This is a genomic window from Gordonia desulfuricans NBRC 100010 (assembly GCF_001485495.1).
In the GTDB taxonomy this organism is placed as follows: domain Bacteria; phylum Actinomycetota; class Actinomycetes; order Mycobacteriales; family Mycobacteriaceae; genus Gordonia; species Gordonia desulfuricans.
Genome location: NZ_BCNF01000020.1, coordinates 27,278 through 52,853, shown reverse-complemented (window position 1 = coordinate 52,853; position 25,576 = coordinate 27,278). Strand labels below are relative to the sequence as shown.

Annotated in this window: 22 protein-coding genes; 15 read left to right on the top strand and 7 right to left on the bottom strand. The window is 69.0% G+C overall.

Features of this window, described 5'->3' with window-relative positions:
• A complete protein-coding gene (rlmB, locus tag GD1_RS03325; protein WP_053776983.1) occupies positions 1–954 on the top strand; it encodes a 23S rRNA (guanosine(2251)-2'-O)-methyltransferase RlmB in 954 nt (317 codons plus the stop codon).
• Between the two features lie 36 nt (positions 955–990).
• Here the strand turns inward: rlmB and GD1_RS03320 are convergent, their stop codons facing one another.
• Positions 991–1,749, bottom strand: coding sequence for a LamB/YcsF family protein (locus tag GD1_RS03320; protein ID WP_174519001.1), 759 nt, complete (start codon positions 1,747–1,749; stop codon positions 991–993).
• 32 nt (positions 1,750–1,781) lie between these two features.
• Between GD1_RS03320 and GD1_RS03315 the strand changes: the two genes are divergently transcribed.
• From GD1_RS03315 to GD1_RS03295, 5 genes are all read left to right on the top strand, one after another.
• Complete coding sequence (locus GD1_RS03315; protein WP_059035630.1) at positions 1,782–3,389, top strand: carboxylesterase/lipase family protein; 1,608 nt, start codon at positions 1,782–1,784, stop codon at positions 3,387–3,389.
• Positions 3,390–3,587: 198 nt separating this feature from the next.
• The gene (locus tag GD1_RS03310) at positions 3,588–5,552 is read left to right on the top strand and encodes a hypothetical protein (RefSeq protein WP_059035628.1); all 1,965 of its coding nucleotides are present in this window, start codon (positions 3,588–3,590) and stop codon (positions 5,550–5,552) included.
• A 10-nt stretch (positions 5,553–5,562) separates the two neighbouring features.
• A complete protein-coding gene (locus tag GD1_RS03305) occupies positions 5,563–7,083 on the top strand; it encodes an O-antigen ligase family protein (RefSeq protein WP_059035626.1) in 1,521 nt (506 codons plus the stop codon).
• Positions 7,080–8,621: a glycosyltransferase gene (locus GD1_RS03300; RefSeq protein ID WP_020790182.1), complete on the top strand. Its 1,542-nt coding sequence runs from the start codon at positions 7,080–7,082 to the stop codon at positions 8,619–8,621. The genes GD1_RS03305 and GD1_RS03300 overlap by 4 nt, the downstream gene beginning before the upstream one ends.
• The gene (locus tag GD1_RS03295) at positions 8,618–10,294 is read left to right on the top strand and encodes an ArnT family glycosyltransferase (protein ID WP_059035624.1); all 1,677 of its coding nucleotides are present in this window, start codon (positions 8,618–8,620) and stop codon (positions 10,292–10,294) included. The genes GD1_RS03300 and GD1_RS03295 overlap by 4 nt, the downstream gene beginning before the upstream one ends.
• A 28-nt stretch (positions 10,295–10,322) precedes the next feature.
• Here the strand turns inward: GD1_RS03295 and GD1_RS03290 are convergent, their stop codons facing one another.
• Positions 10,323–11,426 carry a beta-mannosidase gene (locus GD1_RS03290; RefSeq protein ID WP_053776988.1) on the bottom strand — a complete coding sequence of 368 codons (1,104 nt, stop codon included), beginning with the start codon at positions 11,424–11,426 and terminating at the stop codon, positions 10,323–10,325.
• Between the two features lie 102 nt (positions 11,427–11,528).
• Here GD1_RS03290 and GD1_RS03285 point away from each other — a divergent pair, with 102 nt between their 5' ends.
• Entirely contained in the window at positions 11,529–12,023 is a 495-nt protein-coding gene (locus GD1_RS03285; RefSeq protein ID WP_059035622.1) for a DUF2599 domain-containing protein, read from the top strand.
• A gap of 80 nt (positions 12,024–12,103) precedes the next feature.
• Here GD1_RS03285 and GD1_RS03280 read toward each other — a convergent pair whose 3' ends face one another.
• The 4 genes from GD1_RS03280 to GD1_RS03265 form a co-directional block, all read right to left on the bottom strand.
• Complete coding sequence (locus GD1_RS03280; RefSeq protein ID WP_059035620.1) at positions 12,104–12,982, bottom strand: metal ABC transporter permease; 879 nt, start codon at positions 12,980–12,982, stop codon at positions 12,104–12,106.
• The gene (locus GD1_RS03275; protein WP_053776989.1) at positions 12,979–13,773 is read right to left on the bottom strand and encodes a metal ABC transporter ATP-binding protein; all 795 of its coding nucleotides are present in this window, start codon (positions 13,771–13,773) and stop codon (positions 12,979–12,981) included. Before GD1_RS03275 ends, GD1_RS03280 begins: the two co-directional genes overlap by 4 nt.
• Positions 13,774–13,867: 94 nt before the next feature.
• Complete coding sequence (locus GD1_RS03270) at positions 13,868–14,812, bottom strand: metal ABC transporter solute-binding protein, Zn/Mn family (RefSeq protein WP_059035617.1); 945 nt, start codon at positions 14,810–14,812, stop codon at positions 13,868–13,870.
• Between the two features lie 122 nt (positions 14,813–14,934).
• Positions 14,935–16,212, bottom strand: a complete 1,278-nt coding sequence (locus GD1_RS03265) for a cytochrome P450 (RefSeq protein ID WP_059035615.1) — start codon at positions 16,210–16,212, stop codon at positions 14,935–14,937.
• Between the two features lie 57 nt (positions 16,213–16,269).
• Here GD1_RS03265 and mshA point away from each other — a divergent pair, with 57 nt between their 5' ends.
• The 7 genes from mshA (at position 16,270) to GD1_RS03230 (ending at position 23,544) form a co-directional block, all read left to right on the top strand.
• Positions 16,270–17,613, top strand: coding sequence for a D-inositol-3-phosphate glycosyltransferase (gene mshA, locus GD1_RS03260; protein WP_053776992.1), 1,344 nt, complete (start codon positions 16,270–16,272; stop codon positions 17,611–17,613).
• 57 nt (positions 17,614–17,670) lie between these two features.
• A complete protein-coding gene (locus GD1_RS03255) occupies positions 17,671–18,264 on the top strand; it encodes a type III secretion system chaperone family protein (protein WP_059035669.1) in 594 nt (197 codons plus the stop codon).
• A 71-nt stretch (positions 18,265–18,335) separates the two neighbouring features.
• Positions 18,336–19,937 carry a 4-coumarate--CoA ligase family protein gene (locus tag GD1_RS03250; protein ID WP_059035614.1) on the top strand — a complete coding sequence of 534 codons (1,602 nt, stop codon included), beginning with the start codon at positions 18,336–18,338 and terminating at the stop codon, positions 19,935–19,937.
• 128 nt (positions 19,938–20,065) lie between these two features.
• Positions 20,066–20,812, top strand: coding sequence for a phosphoglyceromutase (locus GD1_RS03245; RefSeq protein WP_059035612.1), 747 nt, complete (start codon positions 20,066–20,068; stop codon positions 20,810–20,812).
• A 66-nt stretch (positions 20,813–20,878) separates the two neighbouring features.
• Positions 20,879–21,205, top strand: a complete 327-nt coding sequence (locus tag GD1_RS03240) for a GNAT family N-acetyltransferase (RefSeq protein WP_020790590.1) — start codon at positions 20,879–20,881, stop codon at positions 21,203–21,205.
• Positions 21,206–21,385: 180 nt separating this feature from the next.
• Complete coding sequence (locus tag GD1_RS03235; protein WP_083533824.1) at positions 21,386–22,828, top strand: sensor histidine kinase; 1,443 nt, start codon at positions 21,386–21,388, stop codon at positions 22,826–22,828.
• 29 nt (positions 22,829–22,857) lie between these two features.
• Positions 22,858–23,544 carry a winged helix-turn-helix domain-containing protein gene (locus GD1_RS03230; RefSeq protein WP_020790587.1) on the top strand — a complete coding sequence of 229 codons (687 nt, stop codon included), beginning with the start codon at positions 22,858–22,860 and terminating at the stop codon, positions 23,542–23,544.
• Positions 23,545–23,600: 56 nt separating this feature from the next.
• Here the strand turns inward: GD1_RS03230 and GD1_RS03225 are convergent, their stop codons facing one another.
• Positions 23,601–24,431, bottom strand: coding sequence for a DUF3109 family protein (locus GD1_RS03225; RefSeq protein ID WP_059035609.1), 831 nt, complete (start codon positions 24,429–24,431; stop codon positions 23,601–23,603).
• 121 nt (positions 24,432–24,552) lie between these two features.
• Between GD1_RS03225 and GD1_RS03220 the strand changes: the two genes are divergently transcribed.
• Positions 24,553–25,548, top strand: a complete 996-nt coding sequence (locus GD1_RS03220; protein ID WP_157079366.1) for a Ppx/GppA family phosphatase — start codon at positions 24,553–24,555, stop codon at positions 25,546–25,548.
• Positions 25,549–25,576: the final 28 nt, after the last annotated feature.

The window sequence follows — 25,576 nt, the reverse complement described above, 5'->3', positions numbered from 1 at the left end:
ATGGCCGGCAATTCGAAACGTAAGGGCGCCATCCGCAAGTCGGGTAGCAAGAAGGGGCAGGTCGTCGGTTCCGGCGGTCAGCGCCGCCGCGGACTCGAAGGTCGCGGGGCCACCCCGAAGGCCGTCGACCGCCCGTACCACGCCGCGCACAAGAAGGCCAAGGCCGCGGCGAAAACCGCTGCCGGACGGCCCAAGTCGCGACCCAAGGACGACGGCCCCGAGTATGTGCTCGGCCGCAACCCGGTGGTGGAGTGCCTGCGGGCCGACGTCCCGGCCACCGCGCTCTACATCGCGACCGGCAGCGAACCCGACGAGCGGGTCAGCGAGGCCGTGAAGATGGCCGGCGACAAGGGGATCTCCATCCTCGAGGTCGGCAAGGGCGAGCTGGACCGGTTGTCGACCAACGGGATGCATCAGGGTGTCGCACTGCAGGTGCCCGAATACCGCTACATGCACCCCGAGGACATGATGCGTGATGCCCTCGCCAGCGGCACCCGTCCGCTGCTCGTCGCCCTCGACAACATCACCGACCCCCGCAATCTCGGCGCGGTGATCCGCTCCGTCGCCGCATTCGGCGGCCACGGGGTGCTGATCCCGCAGCGTCGTAGCGCGAGTGTCACCGCTGTCGCCTGGCGCACCAGTGCCGGTGCCGCCGCCCGCCTGCCCGTCGCACAGGCCCCGAACCTCACCCGCACGCTGAAGGACTGGGCCGCCACCGGCGCGCAACTGGTCGGTCTCGACGCCGAGGCCGATGTGACCCTCGACGAGTACGACGGCACCGGCCCGGTCGTCATCGTCGTCGGCTCCGAGGGCAAGGGTCTGTCCCGGCTGGTCCGTGAGACCTGCGACTCGATCCTGTCCATCCCGATGGCCGGCGACGTCGAGAGCCTCAACGCCTCGGTCGCCGCCGGTGTGGTGCTCGCGGAGTTCGCCCGGCAGCGTCGGCTGCAGTAGTACCGCGGGCGTGGCAGGTGCCGCGCGCGGCGGCACTCACCTCGGCACGGACGCCACCGACACCCCGGCGCGGCGTAGTGCCTCGCGCACCTCGCGTGCGTGTCGGACGGCACCGGGGGTGTCGCCGTGCAGGCACACCGACTCCGCCTCGATCCGCAGGTCGCTGCCGTCGATGCTGGTCAGCGAACCACTGGTCACCAGGTCGACCACGCGCCGGGCGATGGTGGCGCTGTCGGTGAGCACCGCACCGGCCTCGGTGCGCGGCACCAGGGTGCCCTCCGGGGTGTAGGCGCGGTCGGCGAAGGCCTCGGCGATCACCGGCAGTCCGGCATCGCCGGCGCGGTGCAGCACCGGCGACCCGGCCAGTCCCATCAGCGGCAGCGTGCCGCCGAGCTCGAGCAGTGCGCGGATCACCGCATCGGCCTGACGCTCATGATGGACGATCGAATTGTAGAGCGCCCCATGCGGTTTCACATATGTCACCGATGTCCCGACCGATTTCGCGATGGCCTGCAGGGCGCCGATCTGATACAGGATGTCGGCGGTCAGCTCGGCGGGTGCGATGTCCATGAACCGCCGTCCGAATCCCTGCCGGTCGGGGTAGGACACCTGCGCTCCCACCCGCACCCCGGCCGCGGCGGCGGCTCGACAGGTGGCGAGCAGTTCGGCCGGGGTACCCGCATGGAAACCGCAGGCCACGTTGGCGCTGGTGACGATCCCGAGCATGGCCTCGTCGTCGCCGACGCCCTCGCCGAGGTCGGCGTTGAGGTCGACGGTCACCGCGGAGTGAGTAATTCCCGACACATCCGCATTGTAGATTCGGTTCCATGGCTCTGATCGACCCCAAGGTCACCACCCTCGACGGCATCGTCGGCGGCGTTCGCGGCCGCCGCCTGCGCCGCGGCACCATCAGCTGGAAGGGCATCCCCTTCGCGGCGCCGCCGGTCGGCGGCGGCCGGTTCGACGCGCCGCAGCCGGTCACCCGGTGGCCGGGTGTGCGGTGGTGCACCGGCTTCGGTGACGCCGCGGTCCAGGAGAAGTTCGTGACGGCCACCGGGCCGGGGCGCTTCCAGCCGACCGGCGAGGACTGCCTGACCCTCAACGTGTACTCCCCGGACCAGACCTGCACCCGCCCGCGACCGGTGATGGTGTTCATCCACGGCGGCGCCTACATCCTCGGCACCGCGGCCACACCGATCTACGACGGCACCTTCCTCGCCCGTGCGCAGGACCTGATCGTCGTGACCATCCAGTACCGGTTCGGTCCGTTCGGCATGCTCGACTTCAGCGGCTACTCGGGTCCGGACCGGCGCTTCGACGAGAACCCCGGCCTCAAGGACATGGTCGCGGCCCTGCAGTGGGTGCAGCGCAACATCGCCGCATTCGGCGGCGACCCCGACAACGTGACCGTCTTCGGGGAGAGCGCCGGCGGCTCGGCGGTGCTGACGCTGCTGGCCACACCGTCGGCGCGCGGCCTGTTCGCCCGGGCCATCGCCGAGAGTCCGGTCGCCGACCTCGTGATCGCCAAGGACAATGCGGCACTGTTCGCCGACGAGTTCCTGCGCCTGCTCGCCGACCCCACCCGGCGCAGCACCGAGATCGTCGACCGGCCCGAGCCGTTCGGCCCCGACCGGGCCCGGGAACTCCTCGACGGGGCGTCGACCGGTGACCTGCACCGCGCCGGTCGTCGTCTGCTCGGCTTCGCCCGCCACGCCGGGACCGTCGATCCGTTCCCCTACGGGCCGGTGTTCGGTGGCGAGTCGCTGCCGCAGGCACCCCTCGACGCTGCGCGGGCCGGTGACTCCGCCCCGGTGCCGCTGATCGTCGGCACCAACCGGGACGAGGGGATGCTGTTCGAGAAGTTCTGGAACATCCTGCCCGACCCGGAGCGCACCCTGCTGCGTGTGGAGGACGCCGCGGTCCGCGACGAGATCCTCGAGGCCTACGCCGGGGGTGACGTCGATCGCATCCGGCTGGCCGCGGACGGGATCTTCTGGGCCCCGGTCGCCGGTTTCGCCGACGCCCACCGCCTCGTCGCACCCACCCACGTCTACCGCTACGACTTCTTCACCCGCGCCCTCGGTGCCGCGGGTGTGGGCGCCACCCACGCGACCGAACTGTTCGCCGTGTTCGACGCCTACCGAACCCCGATGCTCGGTGGTCTCGCCGTGGGTGACCTCCGGGCGACCCGTCGTGTCGTCGAGCAGATGCAGTCGCGCTGGGGTGGATTCGCCCGCAACGGTGTTCCCGGCCCGGACTGGCCGGACTACGACGACGTGTCGCGGTCGGTGCTCATCATCGATCGCGAGGTCCGTGTCGAATCCGATCCCGACGGGCGGCGTCGGGAGGTGTGGCATCGCGGCCGTGGAACGTTGATCGCAGCGGCCGGTACCCCCGACCACCCCGAGGGGATCGGCGAGATCTCCGCACGCTGATCGGGGGCGCCCTGACCACGGTCTCTAGCCGGTCGAATTGAGACACGGATGTGTGTCAATCTCGGGTGAATTCGGAATTTGTCGAAACGAACAGTGTCACGATTTGCTACGTCTTCGTGGCCTCGGTTTTACGAGTATTGGAAAACCGCATAAGTTTCTAGCTGACACGTCCACCCGCTTCGACCGCAAGGGATCTTCATGCTCCTCCGTCCGTGCATTCCCCCCGGCCAGGGGATTCGTCGAGCGGTTCGCACCGCACTCGTCTGCGTCCTCGTCGCGGCCGCGGGGGCCGGGCCTGCCGCGGTGGTCGCCGCCGCGCCGGGTGACCCGCCGCCGCCGCTCGGTCTCGAGGAGATCGGTTCCTCACCCACGGTCACGTTCCTCGGCCAACAGGGTCAGGTCAGCCTGTCGATTCCGGTGCCGCAGAACCTGACCCCCGCCGAGTTGCGTGGGACGGCCAATCTCCCGGCGTTCGTGACCGGTGGTCAGGTCGACGTCATGCAGGGCGATCGACTGGTCTCTCGGACCGAGATCGACCCCCGGCCGAGTGCGCCGATCGTGATTCCCCTCGACGGACTCCGCGTCACAGACAATGCTGCCGACCTGACGTTGCGCACGTATTTGACGGTCGACGGAATCTGTCGGTTCACGCCGGATACGGCATTTCGCATCACCGATTCGACGGTGACATTCACCGGTCGAGAATCGATCCCGCGGACGGTGTCGGAGTTCCTTCCCCCCGTCCTCAGGAATCTGACGATCATCGTGCCCGACGACGTCAACGGGGCGGAGGGTGCCGCCGCGGTGGATCTCGCCGCCGCGGTCACAGCACATTACGGCACCGCCACCACCGGCATCGACGCCGTCGGCCGGCCGCGATCGGACCTGCGTCCGGCCACCGCCCCCGGTCCCCTCCAACGTCAGATCGTGATCGACTCCGACGCCGACACCGGCTTGACCCTCCGCTCCGGGCCCGGTGGCAGTACGTACCTGGTGATCGGTGGTCCCGAGGATCAGCTCGAGGTCCAGACCCAGTTGCTCACCAGCGATCTCGCCTCCATCGCGATGAGTTCCTCGGCGGTGGCGGGACCGTTGTACGACGCCCCGCAGGTCGCGATGGACGTCCAGCGGCTGTCCGACCTCGGCGTCGCCGACCAGCAGGTGATCTCGTCGTCGTGGCCGTCGATCGCGTTCGGGATCGACCAGACCCGACTGGGACGGGCGTCCCGGGATGTGCGGGTGCAACTCATCGGTTCCTATGCGCCCGCCGGTGGCGACGGCACGGTGCTGTCGGTGCGCGTCGGCAATCGCGTCCTGGCCACGCTTCCCACCGATTCGTCGGGAACGTTCAACGCGTGGGTCGACATCCCCGGTGACGTGATGAAGCGCTACACCGAGGTCACGGTGACCCTCGAACGCGGTGGCGTGCAGGAGGGGTGCGGCACCGGAACCCGATCGTCGCTGTCCCTCAGCGCCGCCGGGGAGGTCTCCACCGCCCTCGCCGATCCGCCCAGTCCGGCCGGATTCGACTCCGTACCCCAGTCGATGATGCCGTGGGTCCAGCTCGCCTGGACCCACGGGGACGTCGACGATGTCGCCCGCGGCGTGGCCCTCGTCGCCGGACTCGCGCACCTGTCGTCGGTGCCGTTGGGGATCGATGTGGTGCCGATGTCGGAGGCGGTGTCGTCGGAGCTCCCGGCGATCCTGATCGCCGCCGACGGCGAGGGACTGCCGGACCTGCCGCTGCCGGTGAGTTCGGACGGGTCGACGGTCACGGTCCGGTCGGCGTCGGGATCGACCTCGAGGGTGACCCTCACCCCTCAGATCCGTTACGGCGCAGTGCAGGTCGCGCAGCAGGGGGGACGGACGGTCCTCGTCGCGAATTCCACCGCCGATGCCGCGGATCTGGACCGGCTGCTGACCTGGCTGTCCGCCGAGGACAGATGGCAGGGCGTCAACGGTGACGCGGTGATCCAGGTGTCCGGGCGGCAACCGGTGTACGTCGATTCCGCGAGCGCGGTCTCGGTTCCCGCCGACGACTCGTCGTTCGGCATCGGCGCCGCGACCGCGGTGGTGGTCGGGGTGATCGTGGGAGCGATGATCGTGGCAGCCGTCGTGATCCTTCTCGTCCGCCTGCGCCGGCGAACCACTCCCCGCGGTTGATGGTGTCGCGATGACGGTCACCGAACCCCGGCCGACGACGACGGCGGTGCGTCGGCGCCGTCGGCCCTGGGGCACACCGGCATGGACGATCACCATGCGGTGGGTCGCGCTGATCGGGACCACCGCGGTGGCGTTCTGGCGGACGCTGGCGGCGCTGGCCACCGAGATCGGGGCGCAGACCCTGATCGTCATCGTCCCCGTGGTGGTGCTTCTCGCGGGGATGGCGGCGGCCGGCACCGCGTTGCGGCGTCACGACGAACCGCCCATCTACGACCGGCAGACCGACGTCATCGTCGGCGGCATCGTGCTGTTCATCGCGCTCGCCGTGGAGGTGATGGTCAACCCGCGGTACTCGCAGGCCTACCTGACGGTCCACATGGATCTGCTCAGCATGTGGTTGTTCGTCCTCGGTGCGGCGATCCTGTTGTTCGGGCTGCGCCCGGTGTCGCGCTATCGGTGGGCCTGGCTGGTGCTGCTGATGATCTGGCCGATCCCGCTGCGGGTGCTGATCCTGTCGGTTGGCCGGGGAGCGCTCGGAGCGGCTTTCCTGATGGTGCTGATCGCCGCCGCGGCCACCGCGGTCGCGACCGGACGTACGGTCCGTCGTGGGCTGATCGGTGCAGGCCTGGCCGCGCTGGTGGGATCGCTGGCGATCGTCACGATGTATGTGGTCCTCGACATCCGTCGCCTGGTCCTGGTGGCCACGATCCCGGCGCTTCTCTGTGCGGCGGTCGCGTTCAGCGTGATGTACGTCGACTATCGGCGTAGGCCCGGGCGCTCCTGGAGTCCGATGGGGCGGCCGCTGCTGGACCCGACCCTGCGGCGGGTCGGGCGGCCGGCGCTGCTCCTGGTGTCGGCGACGGTCCTGACGGCGTTCGTGCCGTTGCCGCAGGTGGGTACCTGGCCCAGCGCGACCATCCCCGGTATGGCGATCGGGAAGCCTCTGGTGGTGCCCGCCGGCTGGCGCCAGGCGTCCGAGCAGCGATACGAGTGGGTCCGACGACTCTACGGGACGACGTCGGTCCTCTACCGGCAGTTGCTGGTCCAGAAGGTGGGGAGCACCGCGTTCGACAAGGACGCCCGAACCCGCCGGGTGATGGTCGACTCGGTCGACGCCGCGCGACCGCTCGCGCTGGAGGTGTACCCGTACATTTTCCGCTACAACCTCGTCGGTGACCGGTTCGGGCCGGCGGTGGAGGTGCCGTTGCCGCACGGCGTGCGGTCGTGGGTGTGGAGCGTCGTCGACGACGAGCGATATCTCACCTACACCGTGCTGTCCTGGTGGTGGAACAACGGTGCGCGCACCCAACAGATCATCCTGTGGGCGGTCGACAACCATGAACCCGACGCCCAGTTCCCGCCGCCGCGGATCACGATCGGACAGAACCTGAACACCATGATGACCGTGTTCTTCCGCGGCAACGCCTCGATCGCCGACACCGACCCGGCCTACAAGGACCGTGGGCTGCTGACGTTGCTGGCCACCGAACTGGTCAACGCCCAGGTCGAGCGGGCCGGAGGTGGCGCGTGAGGCCGGTCGGCCACCGACCGGGTGGCGGCCGGCCGATCCGGGAACTCCTCGTGGACGAGGAGTATCGGGCGGTGGCGCTGCACGATGCGGTGGAGCGGCTGCGGGAGGCGGATGCGGACATGAGCGCGTCGGTGGCGTTCAATCGGCCGCAGAAGGTGGGCGGGATCGCGATCCTCGTCGTGCTCGCGGTGCTGCTCGTGTTCTTCACCGTCCCCACCACGGCCACCCTGGTCTCGATCGCCACCCTCGGTTACGTGGTGAGCCTGCTCGACCGGCTCGTCATCTTTCGGCGGGGACTGGTCAACGGTGCCATCTCGGTGACCGACGACCAGGCGCGCGCCATTCCCGACAGCGAACTGCCCTACTACACGGTGCTGGTCCCTGCCTACGGTGAACCCGAGGTGGTCGGCGATCTGATCGAGGCGGTCGAGTCGCTGGAGTATCCGCGCGACAAGCTGCAGGTGCTCCTGCTGCTGGAGGAGGACGACGAGCCGACCATCGTCGCCGCCCGGGCGATGGAGGACGAGGGCGGGGTGGTCACCGTGGTCCTCACCCCGCCCGCCCAGCCGCGGACCAAACCGAAGGCGTGCAACTACGGACTACACTTCGCCACCGGCGACATCGTCACCATCTTCGATGCCGAGGACAAGCCCGATCCGCTTCAATTGCGTAGGGCTGTATGGGTTTTCGACAATGTCGGCGACGAGACGGTGGTCTGTGTCCAGGGAAAGCTCAGCTTCCACAACGCCCACGACAATCTGCTCACCCGATGGTTCACCGCCGACTACGGCATCTGGTTCGGCTTCCTGCTGCCCGGCATGATGGTCAGCCGTGCCCCGATTCCCCTGGGTGGCACCTCCAACCACTTCCGACGGGACGTCCTCGACGCCATCGGGGCATGGGACCCGTTCAACGTCACCGAGGACGCCGATCTCGGTGTGCGGATCTCCGACCACGGCTACCGCACCGTCGTGCTCGACTCGGTCACCATGGAGGAGGCCAACGTCGACGCGATCAACTGGGTACGGCAGCGCTCACGTTGGTACAAGGGCTACATGCAGACCTGGCTGGTCCACATGCGCCGGCCACTGGCGCTGTGGCGCATCCTGGGCCCGGTGGCCTGGGTGCGCTTCACGCTGTTGATCGCGGGTACCCCGCTGATCGCCGCGATGAACATGGTGTTCTGGCTGGTCCTGCTGGTGTGGATCGCCGGCCAGCCGCCGGTGGTCGCCGAACTGTTCCCGGGGCCGATCTACTACCTGGCGGGACTGTCCCTGGTGTTCGGAAACGGCGCCGCGCTGTACATGAATCTGATGGCGATCCGCGAGGACGGCCGCCCTGATCTCCTTGTCGCAGCGCTTCTGGTACCCGCGTATTGGGTGCTCATGAGTATTGCCTCGATCAAGGGGATGTGGCAGATCCTGGTCAATCCCTCATACTGGGAGAAGACCTTTCACGGCCTATCGACGAGTGCCGCGTCCGCGACGGCCACCGGTGACGCCGAGGAGTCGGTTGCCGGCTCGGGGGCGCAGCGGTGACCCGCCGACGCCGGATCGTCCTCTTCGCGGCGCTCTGGCTGCTCTATCTGGCGGTGGGTCTGTACCTCGCGCTGGTGGCGCACTTCTACTTCGGTGACGCGTTGTCGCGTGTGCAGTCGGCCCAGAGCGTGTTGTTCAGCCGCAATCCCCACCTGGCGGCGATCGGGTTCATCTTCACCCCGCTCACCGTGATCGTGCAGTTGCCGCTGACCGCGTTGACCCCTTGGATTCCCGAGATGACCACCGCCGCGGTCTCGGCGGTGATCATGTCGTCGGTGTTCATGACCGCCGCCGTCGTGCAGGTGGCGGGCATCGCTCGCGATCGCGGACTGAACCGGACGGTGTCGACGCTGGCCGTGGCCTGCTTCGCGCTCAACCCGATGGTCGTGCTGTACGCGGCGAACGGGATGAGCGAGGCGCCCTACCTGTTCTTCATCGCGCTGGCGTCCCGTCGCCTGATGCGATGGGTGGACACCGATGACGTGCACGATCTGACGGTTGCCGGTGTCGCCCTGGCGTTTTCGTATCTCACCCGCTACGACGGCGGTGCCGCGGTGCTGGCCGCCGGCGGTCTGGTGGCCTGGGTCACCTACCGCCGTGACCGGCGTGCACCGGCCCTTCGCCGCGACCGCATGTGGCGGACCGCGCTCGACGTGGTGCTGGTGGTGTCCCCGGCCGCGCTGGCGTTCGTCGGGTGGGCCTTCGCCGGGTGGCTGATCACCGGGGACGCCTTCGCGCAGTTCACCTCGGAGTACGGCAATGCCGCCATCATCGAGCAGTCGGGGGGTAGCGGGTCGTCGGGAACCGCCGAGGCACTGCGCTTCTCGATGATCGAGCTCGCCATCCTGGCGCCGCTGTTGCCGTTGCTCACGGTCGTCGTCATCGCGCTGCGGCTGCGCTGGCGGCGTGTGTACCCGCTGCTACCCGCGCTGTTGATGATCGGTGCGGTGCTGGCCTTCCAGGTGATCAGCTATATGCGGGGATCGACGTTCGGGTTCCTCCGCTTCTACATGACCGTGGTGCTGCTGGCGGCGGTGGTGGCGGTGATGTCGGTTCCCGCACGGCGTCATCCACCGGTCCGCCGACCCGGCCCGCATGCGGTCACCTCGCCGCTGCGCCCCCGCCGCCGCACGCGAACGCGGACGGTGGTGGCGGCGTCGACCGCGGTGGTGGTGATGGCGGTGTCGGTGCCGGTCACCGCCTACGGCATGACCTCGCCGAAGTACGCGCCGCAGGAGTTCGCGGTGGGTTCGGTGGTGTGGCCACGGCCCGACTCGGTCTCGGAGAAGTACCTCGACGAGCGGAAGATCGTCCGGTCGTTCTCCACCGAGCGTGACCTCGCGCGGTATCTGGATCGATTGGGGCTGCCCGAGGGCAGCGTCCTGGTCGACACCGTCTACGGCTTCGCCGTGGTCGTGCAATCCACCCACCCGAAGCAGTTCGTGATCCCTTCGGACAGCGATTTCACCGCGGTGCTCAACGATCCGGTCGACCACGGGGTGCAGTTCATGCTGACGGTCCCGCGATCGGGGCGGGGGGAGTCCGACGCGCTGAACCAGCGGTACCCGACGCTGTACGAGAACGGGGCGCAGATCTCGGTTCTCGCCCTGATCGCGCGCAACCAGGGCGCGGACTTGCCGGATTGGCGGATCTACCGGGTGATCGGGACCTGACCGGACCCGCCCGTCGATCGGGTCGCGCTCAGTCCACCACCTCGGCGACGACGGCCCATGCCGGATCGTCGAAGCCGATGTCGTAGGTGCACTCACCGGGGCGGGGATCGGGGACGAACGCCCAGAGCAGGGTTCCGGCGGCCCCGGCGGCCCGGTTGGCGTCGATCCGAGAGCGGAACGACGCCGCCCGTGCGGGAAGCGACAGGCACGACCCCGCCTTGATGCCGAGTTCGTTGACGATCAGCGGTTTGCCGAGTTCGTGGGCCTGTGCCAGACGGGCCGGCAGTGAACTGTCCGCCGGAGGGACGCCCTCGGCGTCGCGATAGTCATGGAAGTCGAGAATGTCGATGTGCGGGGACGCCCCGACGGTCAGCATGTCGCCGCCGGCGATGCCGCACTGGTCGCCCCCGGTGGTGCCGGCGAAGATCGGGTGTCGGGCGTCGATCGCGGTCAGTTCGGTCCCGATGGTGTCGAAGAAGGTTCGGAGCACGGCGGCCGCGCCGGCGGGGCAGGTTCGGTGCCGCCAGTCGCAGCCCGCGGCGCCACAGACCCCGACCTCCGGTTCGCCGACGATCTCCCACCCCGCCAGGGAGCGTTCGCCTCCCCACCGCTGGACAGCGATCATCATCCAGCGCTCGAAGGTGAGGCCCGCGGGCCCCTCGTCCCGCTTCCAGCCGTCCACGTACCAGCTGCGGTCCTTGTACCGCTCGTCCTCGCATGCCCCGTTCGACCCGGTCAGCACCGGTAGCACCATCCGGTCGTGGCGTGTGGCCGCGGCGAACACCGCGTCGAAGCGCGAGAAGTCGAGGCGCCCGGTCTCGCGTGACGTGGCCAGCGAGGAGAACAGATTGAAACGGGTGAGGCTGCCGCGGGGGACCTGGTCGAAGTAGCGATCCAGATCGACCTCGGCGCCGCATCCGAGATTCGACGACCAGTCGGTGCCGAGTTGATAGGCGTTGAAACCCGAAGGCCACCAGGGTTTCCCGTCGAGGACCAGTCCGGAGGGGGTGGTGGCCACCCGGCCCCCGTACACGTGTGTCGGGGGAGCGGAGGGGGATGTCTGCACCGGTTCCGGTGGCGTGCACGCGGCGACCACGACGATCGCGATCAGGGTGATCACGATGCGGATCATGGGGGCGGGTCGCGGCACCCGCCGAACGTTACCCGGTCTGGCTATCGTGGCGGGGTGAACGCAGAGCGATGTCCTCGCCGGACCGCAGCCCGGGCACAGATCATGTCGCCGGTGGTCGCGCTGGGTATCGCGCTCGGTGTCGTCGCCTGCGGTGACGATGCGGCGCCGACCGATGCCTCGTCGACCGGTGCGCCCCCGGGCGCGGTGACGACCGCCACCACCGTGACGTCGACCGGCGACACGTCCGGGGCCGCCACCGGCGCGGTCCCGGCGACCGACGCCGCCCATCCGCCGCCGTATGTCGATCACGTGGAGTGGGTCCAGACTGCGGTGGGTCCGAGTCTGCAGGTCCACCCGACGCCCGCCGGGCGCAAGACCTACTCGGCGGACGGGGCCGATGTCGCGTGGGCCGAGGTACTCGCCGCCGATCCCGGCGCCGACACCCCGGGGATGCGTGCCCAGTTCGACTGCCACTGGACCTATGCGCGACTGGTCGCCCCGGACAAGCCGAGCTGGAATCTCGAACCGCGCCGGCCGGTCGTCACCCAGCAGGAGATGGCCGCCTCCCGCTGCAATCCCGGCGGACCTGAGGAGTAGTCCCGGAGGTGGTGGCCACGTCCAGGGGCCCAGGTGGTGCTTGCCCAGGTGGTGCTCTGTGGGTCGGGTCGGCCGTCCGCTCAGGCGCGGGTCGCGTGCGTCCGGCGCCGACCGATCCAGCGGCAGATCAGGTAGATGATGAACGAGATGGTGGTGACGAACACCGACACCGGCAGTTGCGGGGCGAGCGACAGGAGCAGGCCACCGATCGCGGCGACCTCGGCGAAGATCACCGACAGCCCGATCACCACGTTCGGGTTCGCCGACAGCCGGGCCGCGGCGGCACCCGGGGTGATCATCAGCGACATCACCAGCAGGGCGCCGATGATCTGCACCCCCTGAGCCGCGGCGAGCCCGATCAGGATCGCGAACACCACCGACATCAGCCGCATCGGGACCCCGTTGGCCTCGGCGACGCGCGGATCGAGTGAGGCGAACAGCAGCGGCCGGTAGATCACCGCGAGCACCACCAACACCACCGCGGTGGTGATCGCGATCGCCGTCAGACCCTGCACGCCGACGCTGACCACCTGACCGGTGAGCAGCGCGAATCCGGTTCCGATGCGTCCGTACAGTGCGAGGAACAGCACGCCGAGACCCAGGCCGAAGGCCATCACCACGCCGATCACCGAGTCGCGTTCACGGGCGCGGTTGCCCATGATGCCGAACACCGCGGCCGCGATCACCGCGCCGATCACGCCGCCGACGTTGACGCTGAATCCGATCAGCAGGGCGGCGGCCGCACCCGTCACCGACAGTTCGCTCGCACCGTGGACGGCGAAGGACATCTGTCGCGCCACGATCATCGGCGCGAGCACACCCGACAGCAGGCCGAGCAGCGCGAGGGCGAGCAGGGCCTGCCAGACGAAGTCGTAGCCCAGGAGCCGGATGGTCTCGGAGAAGTTCCAGAAGTCGCTGATGGTGATGTCGGCGGCGGCCGCGAGCGGAGTGGTCGTCACGGGTGATCAAGCTCCTCGGGTCCCGAACAATGGGCGGTGCCCTCCTCGCCGCCGACCACCAGCAGGCGGCCGTTGACGCGGACCACCTCGACGTGGCTGCCGTACAGCTCCGACAGGGTGTCGGTGGTCATCACCTCGTCGGGCGGACCGGCCAGGAACCGGCCGCCGACCAGGTACAGCACCCGGTCGACGTAGGGCATCACCGGGTTGATCTCGTGGGTGACCAGCACGACGGCCGTGCCCGCGGTGCGGCGCCGGCGGTCGATGAGTTCGACGACGCGCTCCTGGCTGGCCGGGTCGAGGCTGGCGAGCGGTTCGTCGCAGAGCAGCAGTTCGGGATTGCCGGTGAGGGCCTGCGCCACCCGCAGACGCTGCTGTTCGCCGCCGGAGAGCACGCCGACCGGGGCGTCGGCGAAGGCGGATGCCCCGACCTCGGCGAGTGCGGCGTCGACCTTGCGGCGTCGGGTGGCATACCCGCGCAGCCCGATTCCCCAGCGTGCCCCGTCGACGCCGAAGCCGACGAGGTCACGGCCACGCAGGGCCATGGTGTCGGCGTCGGCGGCGTGCTGCTGGGGGATGTACCCGACGGCCTCGGTCACCGTCATGTCCCCGGCGGACAGCCGGTACTGGCCGAGCAGGGTGCGCAGGAACGATGTCTTGCCGGAGCCGTTGGGGCCGAGGACCGCGACGAATTCGCCCGCCTCGATGGTCAGGTCGAGGTCGTTCCACAGCACCCTGTCGCCGAAGGCGAGGGTGGCGTGCGAGAACGTCGCAACGTGCGCGGTACTCATGGGCTGCTTGTCTTCTCGGGCGGCCGTGTCACCGGCCGGGCTGGGGTGGGCGGGTCCGGGTGCGGACCGCGGTGGGGCGGGTTTCCGGTGCCGACTACGCCGGTGGTGTGTTCAGTGCGTCGGCCAGTGCGGTGATCTGGCCCTGCTGCCATGCGATGTAGTCGGTGACCCCGTCGGGCAGGGTCTCGGTGAACTTCACCACCGGTACCTTCGCATTCTGTGCGACGGTGAGCAATGCCTCGGTCACCGGGTCGACGGCCTGGGTGTTGTAGATGAATACCTTGGCGGTCCGTGAGGTCAGCAGATCCTGCAGGGCGGCGCGGTCGGCGGCCGACGGCGACTGGCCCTCCTCGACGGCCGAGGTGAATCCGGCCGGTGCGATGTCCACCAGGCCGGCCTCGGTGAGCAGGTATCCGGCGAGCGGTTCGGTCTGGGCCACCTCGGTGCCGTCGTGGGCCTTCTTGATGTCGGCGAGCTGGGTGCGCAGGCCGGTGATCTGACCGGTGAAACGCTCGGCGTTGGCGTGGTAGGCGGCCGCGTTCGCGGAGTCCTTGTCGGCGAGTGCGTCGGCGAGTGCGTCGGCGACCTGCGCGACGACGGCGAGGTCGTAGAAGACGTGCTCGTTCTGGTCGCCGTGGTCGTGACCGGAGTCGGCGTCGGCGCCCGTCTCGTGGTCGTGGTGGTCGCCGGCGAGCAGGTCGAAGGCGTTGATCACGGTGGCATCGGAGTTGGCGGTGGCCCGTTCCATGTACTCGTCGTAGTGGCCGCCGTTCATCACGACCACCGAGGCGTCGACCACCTTGGCGGTGTCGGATGCCGACGGCTCGAACTCGTGCGGATCGCCGTCGGCGTTGGTGTAGAGGGCGGTCACGGTGGCGTGGTCGCCGGCGACGGCCGAGGCCACCGAACCCCAGACGTTGGTGGACGTGACGACGGTGGGTGTGCCGTCCGAACCGCTGCCGGAATCCCCCGAACAGCCGGTCAGTGCCAGCGCGGCCGCGCTGAGCAGGCCGGCTCCGACGACAAGGGCACGCCTCATGTGTCCACTCCGTTCACGCAAATGACAATCGTTACCGAATGAAGTGTAGGGGATCGGTACCGACGATGCGAACACGGATCCGCCGACGCCGTCCCGCTCGGCGGTCGCGCGAGCGCGCGAGGCTACGGACGGAACGGGACGTAGGCCGGTCGACGCACGTAATTGCCTGCTGCCCAGATGATCCCGTCGGGATCGACGTCGAAGTCCGGGAAGCGGGCGAGGAGTTCGGTGAGGGCGATCCGCCCCGCCATCCGTGCTGCCGCAGCCCCCAGGCAGTGATGGTCACCGCGGCCGAAGGTGAGGATTCGGCGCGGCCGGCGGGTGATGTCGAGGGCGTCGGCGTCGGGGCCGAAGACCTCGGGATCGCGGTTGGCCGCGCCGTAGCAGAGCAGCACCTTGACCCCGGCCGGGATCTCGACGCCCACATCGGGGTAGGCCACCGGCCGGGTCGTCGTGCGTGCCAGGCCCTGGACCGGCGAGGTCAGGCGCAGCAGTTCCTCGAGCGCATCGGGGATCAGATCCGGCTCGGCGACCAGCCGTGCGCGCTGGTCGGGGGCGGCGGCCAGCAGCTCCAGGCTCCCGCCGAGCAGCCCTGTGGTGGTGTCGTTGCCGCCGGCGATCATGGTGAACACGAACGCCAGGATCGACACCAGACCCGCGTCGTCGTCGGCGCGGCCCGCCGCCACCAGCGCCGACACCGTGTCGTCACCCGGCTCGATGCGCCGGCGGGCGATCAGATCGGCGAAGTAGGCCAGCAGTTCACCGGTCGCGGCCCCGGCCGAGGCGCGCACGGCCTCGGCGTCGGTTTCTGTGCTGTCTGTTGCCGTGCTGTCGGTTGTGGCGGTCGGGCCCACCGCACCCACGATCGCCGACGTCCACTCGTCGAAGTGGGTGCGATCGGCCTCCGGCACGCCGAGGTAGTGCGCCACGATCATGCTGGGCAGCGGTTTGAGCAGTTCGCCGACCACGTCGATCGGGCCGTCGGTGCCGCGGACGGCCTCGGCGAGCCGATCGAGACGGTCGGCGACGAACTCGTGCACCTGCGGTTCCAGTGAGGTGACCTGCCGCGGGGTGAACCCGCGCGCCACCAGCGACCGGAACGCCGTGTGCACCGGCGGGTCCTGCATCACCAGCGGCGGGTTGTCGACCATGCCGATCGCCTCGAGTTCGCCGTAGGTCACGGTCAGCCCGGCCGCCGACGAGAACGTCGCGGGGTCGGTGGCGGCATCGGCGACGTCGGCGTAGCGGGTCAGCACCCAGTAGTCGTCGGCGGGTGTCGGGCCAGGTGAGACGTGGTGCACCGGGGACTCCCGCCGCAACCGCGCGTACATCCCGAACGGGTCCGCCCATCCGGATCCGGAGCGCAGGCCGAACCGGGGGGTCTGCCGATCGGTGTCCATGTGCCGATCATGCCGCCTGGCATGACCTCATGGACCCGGGTTCTCTAAGCTGGAGGGATGAGTTTGCCCCGGCCGCGGCGGATCGCACTGATCTCGGTGCACACCTCCCCGTTGGCGCAGCCGGGCACCGGCGACGCCGGCGGGCTCAACGTGTACGTCTGGCAGACCGCCCAGCGTCTGGCCCGTCGTGGGGTGAAGGTGGAGATCTTCACCCGGGCCACCTCCTCGGGGGACGCCCCCGCGGTGGGCGCCGCCGACGGCATCACCGTCCGGCACGTCGTCGCCGGTCCGTTCGAGGGACTCGACAAGCGGGACCTGCCCGCACAGCTGTGCGCCTTCACCGCGGGGGTGATGCGCGCCGAGGCGATGCAGCGCCCCGGCTACTACGACCTGATCCACTCGCACTACTGGCTGTCGGGGCAGGTGGGCTGGCTCGCCCGCGAACGCTGGGGTGTACCGCTGGTCCACACCGCCCACACCCTCGCCGCGGTCAAGAACGCCTCACTGGCAGAGGGGGATTCGGCCGAACCGCGTCTGCGGGTGATCGGGGAGCAGCAGGTGATCGCCGAGGCCGACCGCCTCGTCGCCAACACCGACACCGAGGCCGGTGAGCTCACCGGCATGTACGGTGCCGACCCGGGGCGGATCGACGTGGTGACCCCCGGCGCCGATCTCGATTGCTACACACCGGGTTCGCGGGCCGCGGCGCGTGCCGAACTCGGCCTCGACCCCGATGCCACCCTGGTCACCTTCGTCGGTCGGATCCAGCCGCTCAAGGCCCCCGACGTGCTCATCCGTGCGGCCGCGCCGCTGATCGAACGATTCCGGGAGGCCGGGCGGACGCCGGTGCGGCTGCTGATCGTCGGCGGTCCGTCGGGCAGCGGTCTGGAGAAGCCCACGGCCCTCATCGATCTCGCCGCCGGGCTCGGCATCTCCGACGCCGTCACCTTCTTGCCGCCGCAGCCGTCGACCCGCCTGGCCCAGGTGTACCGTGCCTCGGATCTCGTTGCCGTGCCCAGTTATTCGGAGAGTTTCGGGTTGGTAGCGGTGGAGGCGCAGGCCTGCGGGGTGCCGGTCCTGGCCGCGCGGGTCGGCGGGCTCGGCGTGGCCGTCGCCGACGGCCGGTCGGGCATGCTGGTCGACGGTCACCAGATCGCCGACTGGACCACGGCGCTGGACAAGATGCTCTCCGATCCGGAACAGCTGGCCGTCCTCGGCCGCGGTGCCCGTGACCATGCCGCCCAGTTCTCCTGGGAACACACCACCGACGCCCTGCTCGCCAGCTATGCGCGGGCGATGGACTCCTTCGCCGACACCGCCTCCCTGCGGGTGGCGGTGGGTCCGCAACTGCTGCGCGCCACCCGCCGCTGGCGCCGGCGCAGGTCACGAACCGGACTGTGAGTCAACGGTGTCCGAGGTGCTCATCGCGCCCCGGTGCCGCTCGTCGAAAGGATGCTGATGGGTTACACCGACAACGTCGACGTTCTCGAGAAGGTGCTCACCGAGCGTGAGATCCCTTATACCCGAAAGAGTTCCGGGGGAGCGCAGGCCGAGCACATCATCGTCGAGCTGCCCGGCGAGACCAAACTGAAGACCACGGTGCTGCTCACCGCCGGGGAACACGGCGTGCGGGTGGAGGCCTTCGTGTGCCGCAGGCCGGACGAGAACCACGAGGCGGTCTACCGCTTCCTGCTCAAGCGCAATCGTCGCCTCTACGGTGTGGCCTACACGATCGACAACATCGGCGACATCTATCTCGTCGGCCGGATCTCCGGGGATGCGCTCACCCACGACGAGGTCGACCGGGTCCTGGGGCAGGTCCTCGAGGCCGCCGACACCGACTTCAACAAACTCCTCGAGATCGGCTTCATCACGGCCATCCGACGCGAGTGGGCCTGGCGTGTCGCACGCGGGGAATCGCTGCGCAACCTGCTGGCCTTCGAGCATCTCGTCGACGCCGAGACGCTGCCGGAGATCGCGCCTCTGGCCGAGGGGACCGGTGCCGCCGAGTCGGCTCTGACCAGGGCGGGCGAACAGGACGAACCGGGCTGAGTCTGCCGTCACATCTCGACAGTTGGTGTTGTTAGGATTGCCCCACATTCCGCACCGCCGATGGAGATGCCATGAGCTTCACGAGTCCGTTTGCCGATGTCGAGATCCCCGATGTGAGCGTGTACGACTTCTTGTTCGGCGATATCGCCGAGGGAGATCTCGAGCGCATCGCACTGGTCGACCCGAAGTCCGACACCAAGACCACCTATCGTCAGCTGATCGGTCAGATCGACGCTGCCGCAGGTGCTTTGGCTGCACGGGGCATCGGTGTGGGCGACGTGGTGGGTCTGCTGTCGCCGAATATCCCGGCGTTCGCGACGGTCTTCCACGGCATCCTGCGGGCGGGCGCCACCGCCACCACGCTCAACGCGCTGTTCACCGCACGTGAGATCGCCAAGCAGCTGCGTGACTCGAAGGCCACGCTGCTGGTCACCATCTCGGCGCTGGCCCCGCAGGCCATCGAGGCGGCCGCCGAGGTCGGGATCGCCGCGGAGAACGTCGTCGTCCTCGACGGTGAGGGCCTCGAGGCGTCGGGGCACCCCAACGCCGTCGACCTGCTCGGCCCCAACCTGCCGGCGCCGGCGGTCTCCTTCGATCCGGCCACCCATCTCGCGGTACTGCCCTACAGTTCCGGGACCACCGGAAATCCCAAGGGCGTCATGCTCACCCACGCCAACCTGGTGTCGAATGTGGCGCAGATCCGCCCGCTGCAGGGCATGGGCGCCGACGACGTCATCGTCGCCGTGCTGCCGTTCTTCCACATCTACGGGATGACCGTGCTGCTCAACGCCGCACTCAAGGCCCGCGCGAGCCTGGTGGTGATGCCGCGCTTCGACCTGGTCGAGTTCCTGGAGAACATCCAGAACCACCGTGTCACCTACGCTTTCATCGCCCCGCCGGTGGCCGTGGCACTCGCCAAGCATCCGGTGGTGGAGAACTACGACCTCTCCTCGCTGCAGACCATCATGTCCGGTGCCGCCCCGCTCGACGACGAACTCGGCAAGGCCGTCGGCGCCCGCCTCGACGTCAACATGCTGCAGGGTTACGGCATGAGCGAGCTGTCGCCGGTCAGCCACCTGATCCCGGTGGACATGGCCGTGCTCGGTCTCCCGAAGCCGCCGCTGTCGTCGACCGGCTGGGCCGTGCCCAACTCCGAGAACAAGATCGTCGATCCGGCCACCGGTGAGGAGATCGCGCTGCCGGCCGAGGGACTGTCGGAGCCCGGCGAGCTGTGGATCAAGGGCCCCAACGTGATGGCCGGTTACCTCAACAACGACTCGGCCACCGCCGAGACCATCGACGCCGACGGCTTCCTGCACACCGGCGACATGGCGCAGGCCGACCCGACCGGGTGTATCTACATCGTCGACCGGCTCAAGGAGCTGATCAAGTACAAGGGTTACCAGGTGCCGCCCGCCGAGCTCGAGGCCCTGCTGCTGACCCACCCGAAGATCGCCGACACCGCGGTCGTCGGCACCACCGACGCCGACGGCGAGGAGATCCCGAAGGCGTTCGTCGTCAAGCAGCCCGGGACCGAGCTCGACGAGGCCGAGGTGATGGAGTTCGTCGCGGCAAAGGTGGCCCCGTACAAGAAGGTTCGCGTGGTGGAGTTCATCGAGGCCATCCCGAAGTCGGCCTCGGGCAAGATCCTGCGCAAGGATCTCCGCAAGTAGTTCGCAGTCCACACCGATGGCCGGTACCCGTTTCCGGGGGTGCCGGCCATCGGCGTCGGCGGGGTGACGTGCCCCGGCGGTCCGGACATGACGCGAGCGTGGGGCACCGCTGTGAGAAACTGGCACGCATGAGCAACGGCACCCTCATCCTGATGCGTCACGGCGAGAGCGAGTGGAACGCGTCCAACCAGTTCACCGGCTGGGTCGACGTGGCCCTCACCGACAAGGGCAAGGCCGAGGCGGTGCGCGCCGGGCAGTTGCTCGTCGAGCACGACGTGCTTCCCGACATCCTCTACACCTCGCTGCTGCGCCGGGCGATCTCGACCGCACAGATCGCCCTCGACACCGCCGACCGTCACTGGATCCCGGTGACCCGCGACTGGCGTCTCAACGAGCGTCACTACGGTGCGCTGCAGGGGCTGAACAAGGCCGACACCCTGGAGAAGTACGGCCAGGAGCAGTTCATGCTGTGGCGTCGTAGCTACGACACCCCGCCGCCGGCGATCGAGGCCGACAGCCGGTACAGCCAGACCGGTGACCCGCGGTACGCCGATCTGGCCGAGGTGCCGCTGACCGAATGTCTGCAGGACGTCGTCGTGCGTCTGGTGCCCTACTTCGAAGAGGTCATCGCCGCCGATCTGCGGGCCGGCAAGACCGTGCTCGTCGCCGCACACGGCAACTCGCTGCGTGCGCTGGTCAAGTACCTCGACGGGATCTCCGACGCCGACATCGCCGGGCTGAACATCCCGACCGGGAACCCGCTGCGCTACGACCTGGACGGCGATCTCAAGCCGCTCAACCCGGGCGGGACCTACCTCGACCCCGAGGCGGCTGCCGCAGGTGCCGCCGCGGTCGCCGCGCAGGGGCAGAAGTAGCCCTTTTCGTGAGCCGTAACACAATTGTCATGGCGGCGATTGTGTGACCCGCGCTACATTGGGTCCATGGCAGATGTGGGGACACTGCGTATCGTGCATTCGCCTGCACGGGAACGCTACGAGGCGATTCTGAGTACCGACCCCGACGGCATGGGGGGTGACGAGACGGTCGGCTATGTCGACTACGTCTCCGAGACCTACCAGGTCGTGCTGACGCATACCGTGATCCCGGAGCACTACTCCGGGCGCGGTTATGCGGGGCAGCTCGTCCGGGCGGTACTCGACGACATCCGCGGCAGTGGGAAGCAGGTCGTGCCGGTCTGCTCCTACGTGCAGCGGTTCATCGAGCGGAATCCCGAGTACGCCGACATGGCGGTCGCGGTACCCCAGTAGGGGGTTTCCGACGCCGCGGGTCGCCGATGGGTGGTCACGTGACGATGGGTTGCGGCCTCGTTCCGGTCTCGGTGCGGGGGCTGTGACGTATGTCGGGTTTCCGCCGAACGGTGCGTGAACAACTGTCGAATAAATGCGACGAAAGTGTGTTCGCCGTTTCCGGGGTCGTAAGCTGCGAGTGTGAGCGCTGGATTCGTTGTTGCGGCCGTCGCGGCGATCGTCCTGGCGCTTCTCTTCGGAATCGTCCTGGGGCGTAGCGACCGCACCGCGCGGTTGGCGGCGCATCGTCGGCTCGCCCGGCATGCCCCCCGTGAGGCCCCGAGTGCGTCGACCCAGAGCGTGTCGACCCCGAGTGTGTCGACCCCCTCCGTATCGGTGCCCGCCGTGTTGAAGCCCTCTGCGTTGACCGATGTCTCCGCCCCCACCCCGGCCGACGCCGAGGTGTTCGGCACCGATGCGCCCGTGCCCGCCGATCGTCCCCGCGAGGTCTCCGAGGCCGCGGCCCTGCGGGTGACCGACGTCGCGCCGGTCACCGCCGACGGCCGGATGACCAAGGCGGGCCTGCTGAGCCTGATCGTGCGTCACACCGAGGTGGGGGTGGCCGTCGTCGACAGCTACCGCGACGTGGTGCTGTACAACCATCGGGCGACCGAACTGGGGATCGTCAACGACAGGCTGCTCGCCGACCCGGTCTGGGGGGCGGTCGTCTCCGTCCTCGAGACCGACGAGGACGAGCGTTTCGACTTCGTCCCGCCGATCTCGGCGCTCGGCTTCCTGGCCACCGGCCGGTCGTCGCGGCGCGGTGCCGAGTCGGTGCGCTGTCTGGCCCGGCTGGTCGCCCAGGACGACGAGGAGTACGTCGTCATCTACGGCACCGACGACACCGAGAACATCCGGGTCGAGGCCACCCGCCGCGACTTCGTCGCGAATGTGTCGCACGAGCTCAAGACCCCCGTCGGTGCGATCAGCCTGCTCGCCGAGGCCCTCCTCGAATCGGCCGACGACGCCGATTCGGTGCGGCACTTCGGTCACCGGGTGGTCGCCGAGGCCGGCCGGATGGGACGTATGGTCTCCGAGCTGATCGCCCTGTCGAGGCTCGAGGGCGGTGAGACCCCGGAGTTCACCGCGGTCGACGTCGACCAGCTGGTCGAGGATGCCGTCGAGGGGGCAGCGGTCAACGCGGAGGCCGCCGCGATCACGTTGCGCTGCGACGACAAGGTCGGGATCTCCGTGCACGGCGACCGGATGCTGTTGCTCACCGCGCTCAGCAACCTGCTGGTGAACGCCATCGCGTACTCGCCGGCCAACACCACGGTGTCGCTGAGCAGGCGCGTGACCGTCGCCGACGGTGTGCCGATGGTGGCGATCGCGGTGACCGACCGGGGGATCGGCATCCAGCCGAGTGACCAGCAGCGGGTGTTCGAGCGGTTCTTCCGCGTCGACAAGGCGCGGTCCCGGCACACCGGCGGCACCGGTCTGGGCCTGGCGATCGTCAAGCACGTCGCGGCCACCCATCACGGCAACATCAATCTGTGGAGCCAGCCCGGTACCGGCTCCACCTTCACCCTGTCGATCCCCCAGGACCTGGGGACCGACAACGCTGCACAGACGCAGATCGCATGAAAGCTCATGAAAGCTAAGGAGTCTCACAGGTGACGCACGTACTGATCGTCGAGGACGAGGAATCGTTGGCGGACCCGCTGGCGTTCCTCCTCCGCAAGGAGGGTTTCGAGGCGAGTGTCGTCAACGACGGCGCGCAGGCCCTCTCGACGTTCGAGCGCATCAGCCCAGACATCGTCCTGCTCGATCTCATGCTGCCCGGGATGTCGGGGACCGAGATCTGCAAGGCATTGCGGGCGCGTTCCAGTGTGCCGGTGATCATGGTGACCGCCCGCGACAGTGAGATCGACAAGGTGGTGGGCCTCGAACTCGGTGCCGACGACTATGTGACCAAGCCGTATTCGGCGCGTGAGCTGATCGCGCGGATTCGCGCGGTGCTACGCCGCGGCGGTGACTCGATGGACGAGGATCTCGCGATGTCGGTGCTCGAGGCCGGCCCGGTGCGGATGGACGTCGAACGGCACACCGTGGCCGTCAACGGAGATCCGATCACCTTGCCGCTCAAGGAGTTCGATCTCCTGGAGTACCTGCTGCGCAATTCCGGCCGGGTGCTCACCCGCGGTCAGCTGATCGACCGGGTGTGGGGTGCGGACTATGTGGGCGACACCAAGACCCTCGACGTGCACGTGAAACGTCTGCGGTCCAAGATCGAACCCGATCCGGCATCGCCGAAGCATCTGGTCACCGTCCGCGGCCTGGGCTACAAGTTCGAGCCCTGAGCCGATCGGGACGGTGTAGCTGGCCGGCCGCTGCCGGCCGGGCAACTCGACGACGTCTACTCGTCGTCGAGTTGCTCGTATTTGATGTCGGTCTCGCGGCGGGTGGTGGCCGCTGCGGTCGCGGGGTGAACGGCGATGAGCCCCAGCTGGGTTCGACGTCGGCAGGCGTCGGCGAGGACGTCGTAGGCGGCCTGTCCGATCAGCTCGATCAGTTCCGGCGCATACGACTGCCACACCGCGGTGGCGCCGACATGGGCATCCGGTGATCCCGAGCAGTACCACTTCAGGTCGTGGCCGCCCTCGCCCCAGCCGCGTCGGTCGTACTCGGTGATGGTGGTGCGCAGCACCTCGGTGCCGTCGGGTCGCTCCACCCAGTCCTGTTCGCGGCGTACCGGAAGCTGCCAGCACACATCGGGTTTCACCGTCAGCGGTTCCAGACCCTTGCGTAATGCCATGGCGTGCAAGGCGCATCCCGGCCCGCGCTCGAAGTCGGGGCGGTTGAGGAAGATGCAGGCACCCTTGTGGCGACGTGTCTTGAGGGCGGGCTCGTCCTCCAACTCGTCCTCGACGAGGTAGCCGCGCGGGCCCAGCGGATCCTTGCCGGAGCCCTTCTTGTAGAACTGCCAGTCCTTTTCGGTCAGCATCGACACGCCGTGGGCGAGGCGTTTGCGGTCGTCCTTGTCCGACAGATAGGCGCCGTGCGAGCAGCAGCCGTCGTCGTCGCGGCCCTCCACGATGCCCTGGCATGCGGGTGTCCCGAAGACACACGTCCAGTGCGAGAGCAGCCAGGTCAGGTCGGCCTTGACGACGTGGTCGGGATCGTCGGGATCGCCGAATTCATACCATTCGCGCGGAAAGTCGAGATCGACTTCCGGCGCGGGCTTCATGCGCGTGACGGTCCGAGATGAGGGCACATCCACAACGGTAGCCCGATCCGGCGCCGAACCTGTGGTCGGCGGCGGGGACCCATGCGTAGGTGTGCAACCGACGACGCATTACCGTGTATCCGTGCGCTTAGGAGTCCTCGACGTGGGCAGCAACACGGTCCACCTGCTCGTCGTCGATGCACATCGGGGCGGTCATCCGTCGCCGATGAGTTCAACCAAGTCGGTGTTGCGTCTGGCCGAGCACATCGACGGCAAGGGCCGGCTCGACGACGGGGCGGCCGAACGCCTCGTCGACTCGATCGCCGAGTTCACCCACATCGCCACCACCTCCGGGTGTTCGCAGATGATGGCGTTCGCCACCTCCGCGGTGCGCGATGCCACCAACTCGGACGCGGTGCTGGCCCGCGTGGCCGCCAAGACCGGTGTGGATGTGGAGGTGCTGTCCGGCCGCGACGAGGCCCGCCTCACGTCGCTGGCCGTGCGGCGCTGGTACGGCTGGTCCGCCGGCCGCATCCTGGCCCTCGACATCGGTGGCGGCTCGCTGGAGATGTCCAACGGTGTCGACGAGGAGCCCGATGTGGCGTTGTCGGTGCCGTTCGGCGCGGGCCGGGTGACCCGCGACTGGCTGCCCGACGATCCGCCGGACCGCCGTCGGATCGGCGTGTTGCGCGACTGGCTGGACGCCGAGCTGCGTCCCGTCGCCAAGGAACTGCTGGAGCCGGGCAAGCCGGATATCGCGGTGGGCACGTCGAAGACCTTCCGCAGCCTGGCGCGGCTGACCGGTGCCGCCCCGTCCGGGGCCGGACCGCGCGTCAAGCGCACCCTCACCGCGAGTGGTCTGCGCCAGCTGATCGCCTTCATCTCCCGCATGACCCGGTCCGACCGTGCCGAGCTCGAAGGCGTCAGCGCCGATCGCGCCGGACAGCTCGTGGCCGGTGCGCTGGTCGCCGAGGCGACGATGCGGGCACTCGGTGTCGATACACTGGAGATCTGTCCGTGGGCGTTGCGCGAAGGTGTGATCCTTCGCCGCCTCGACGCAGAGCCGGCCGACCTGACGGATCCGGTGGTCGCAGGCAGCGGGGGCAGCGGAAGCGGCGGGGGCAGAGACGCACGCTGACGTGGCCTGCGGCACCCCGGCACGACCT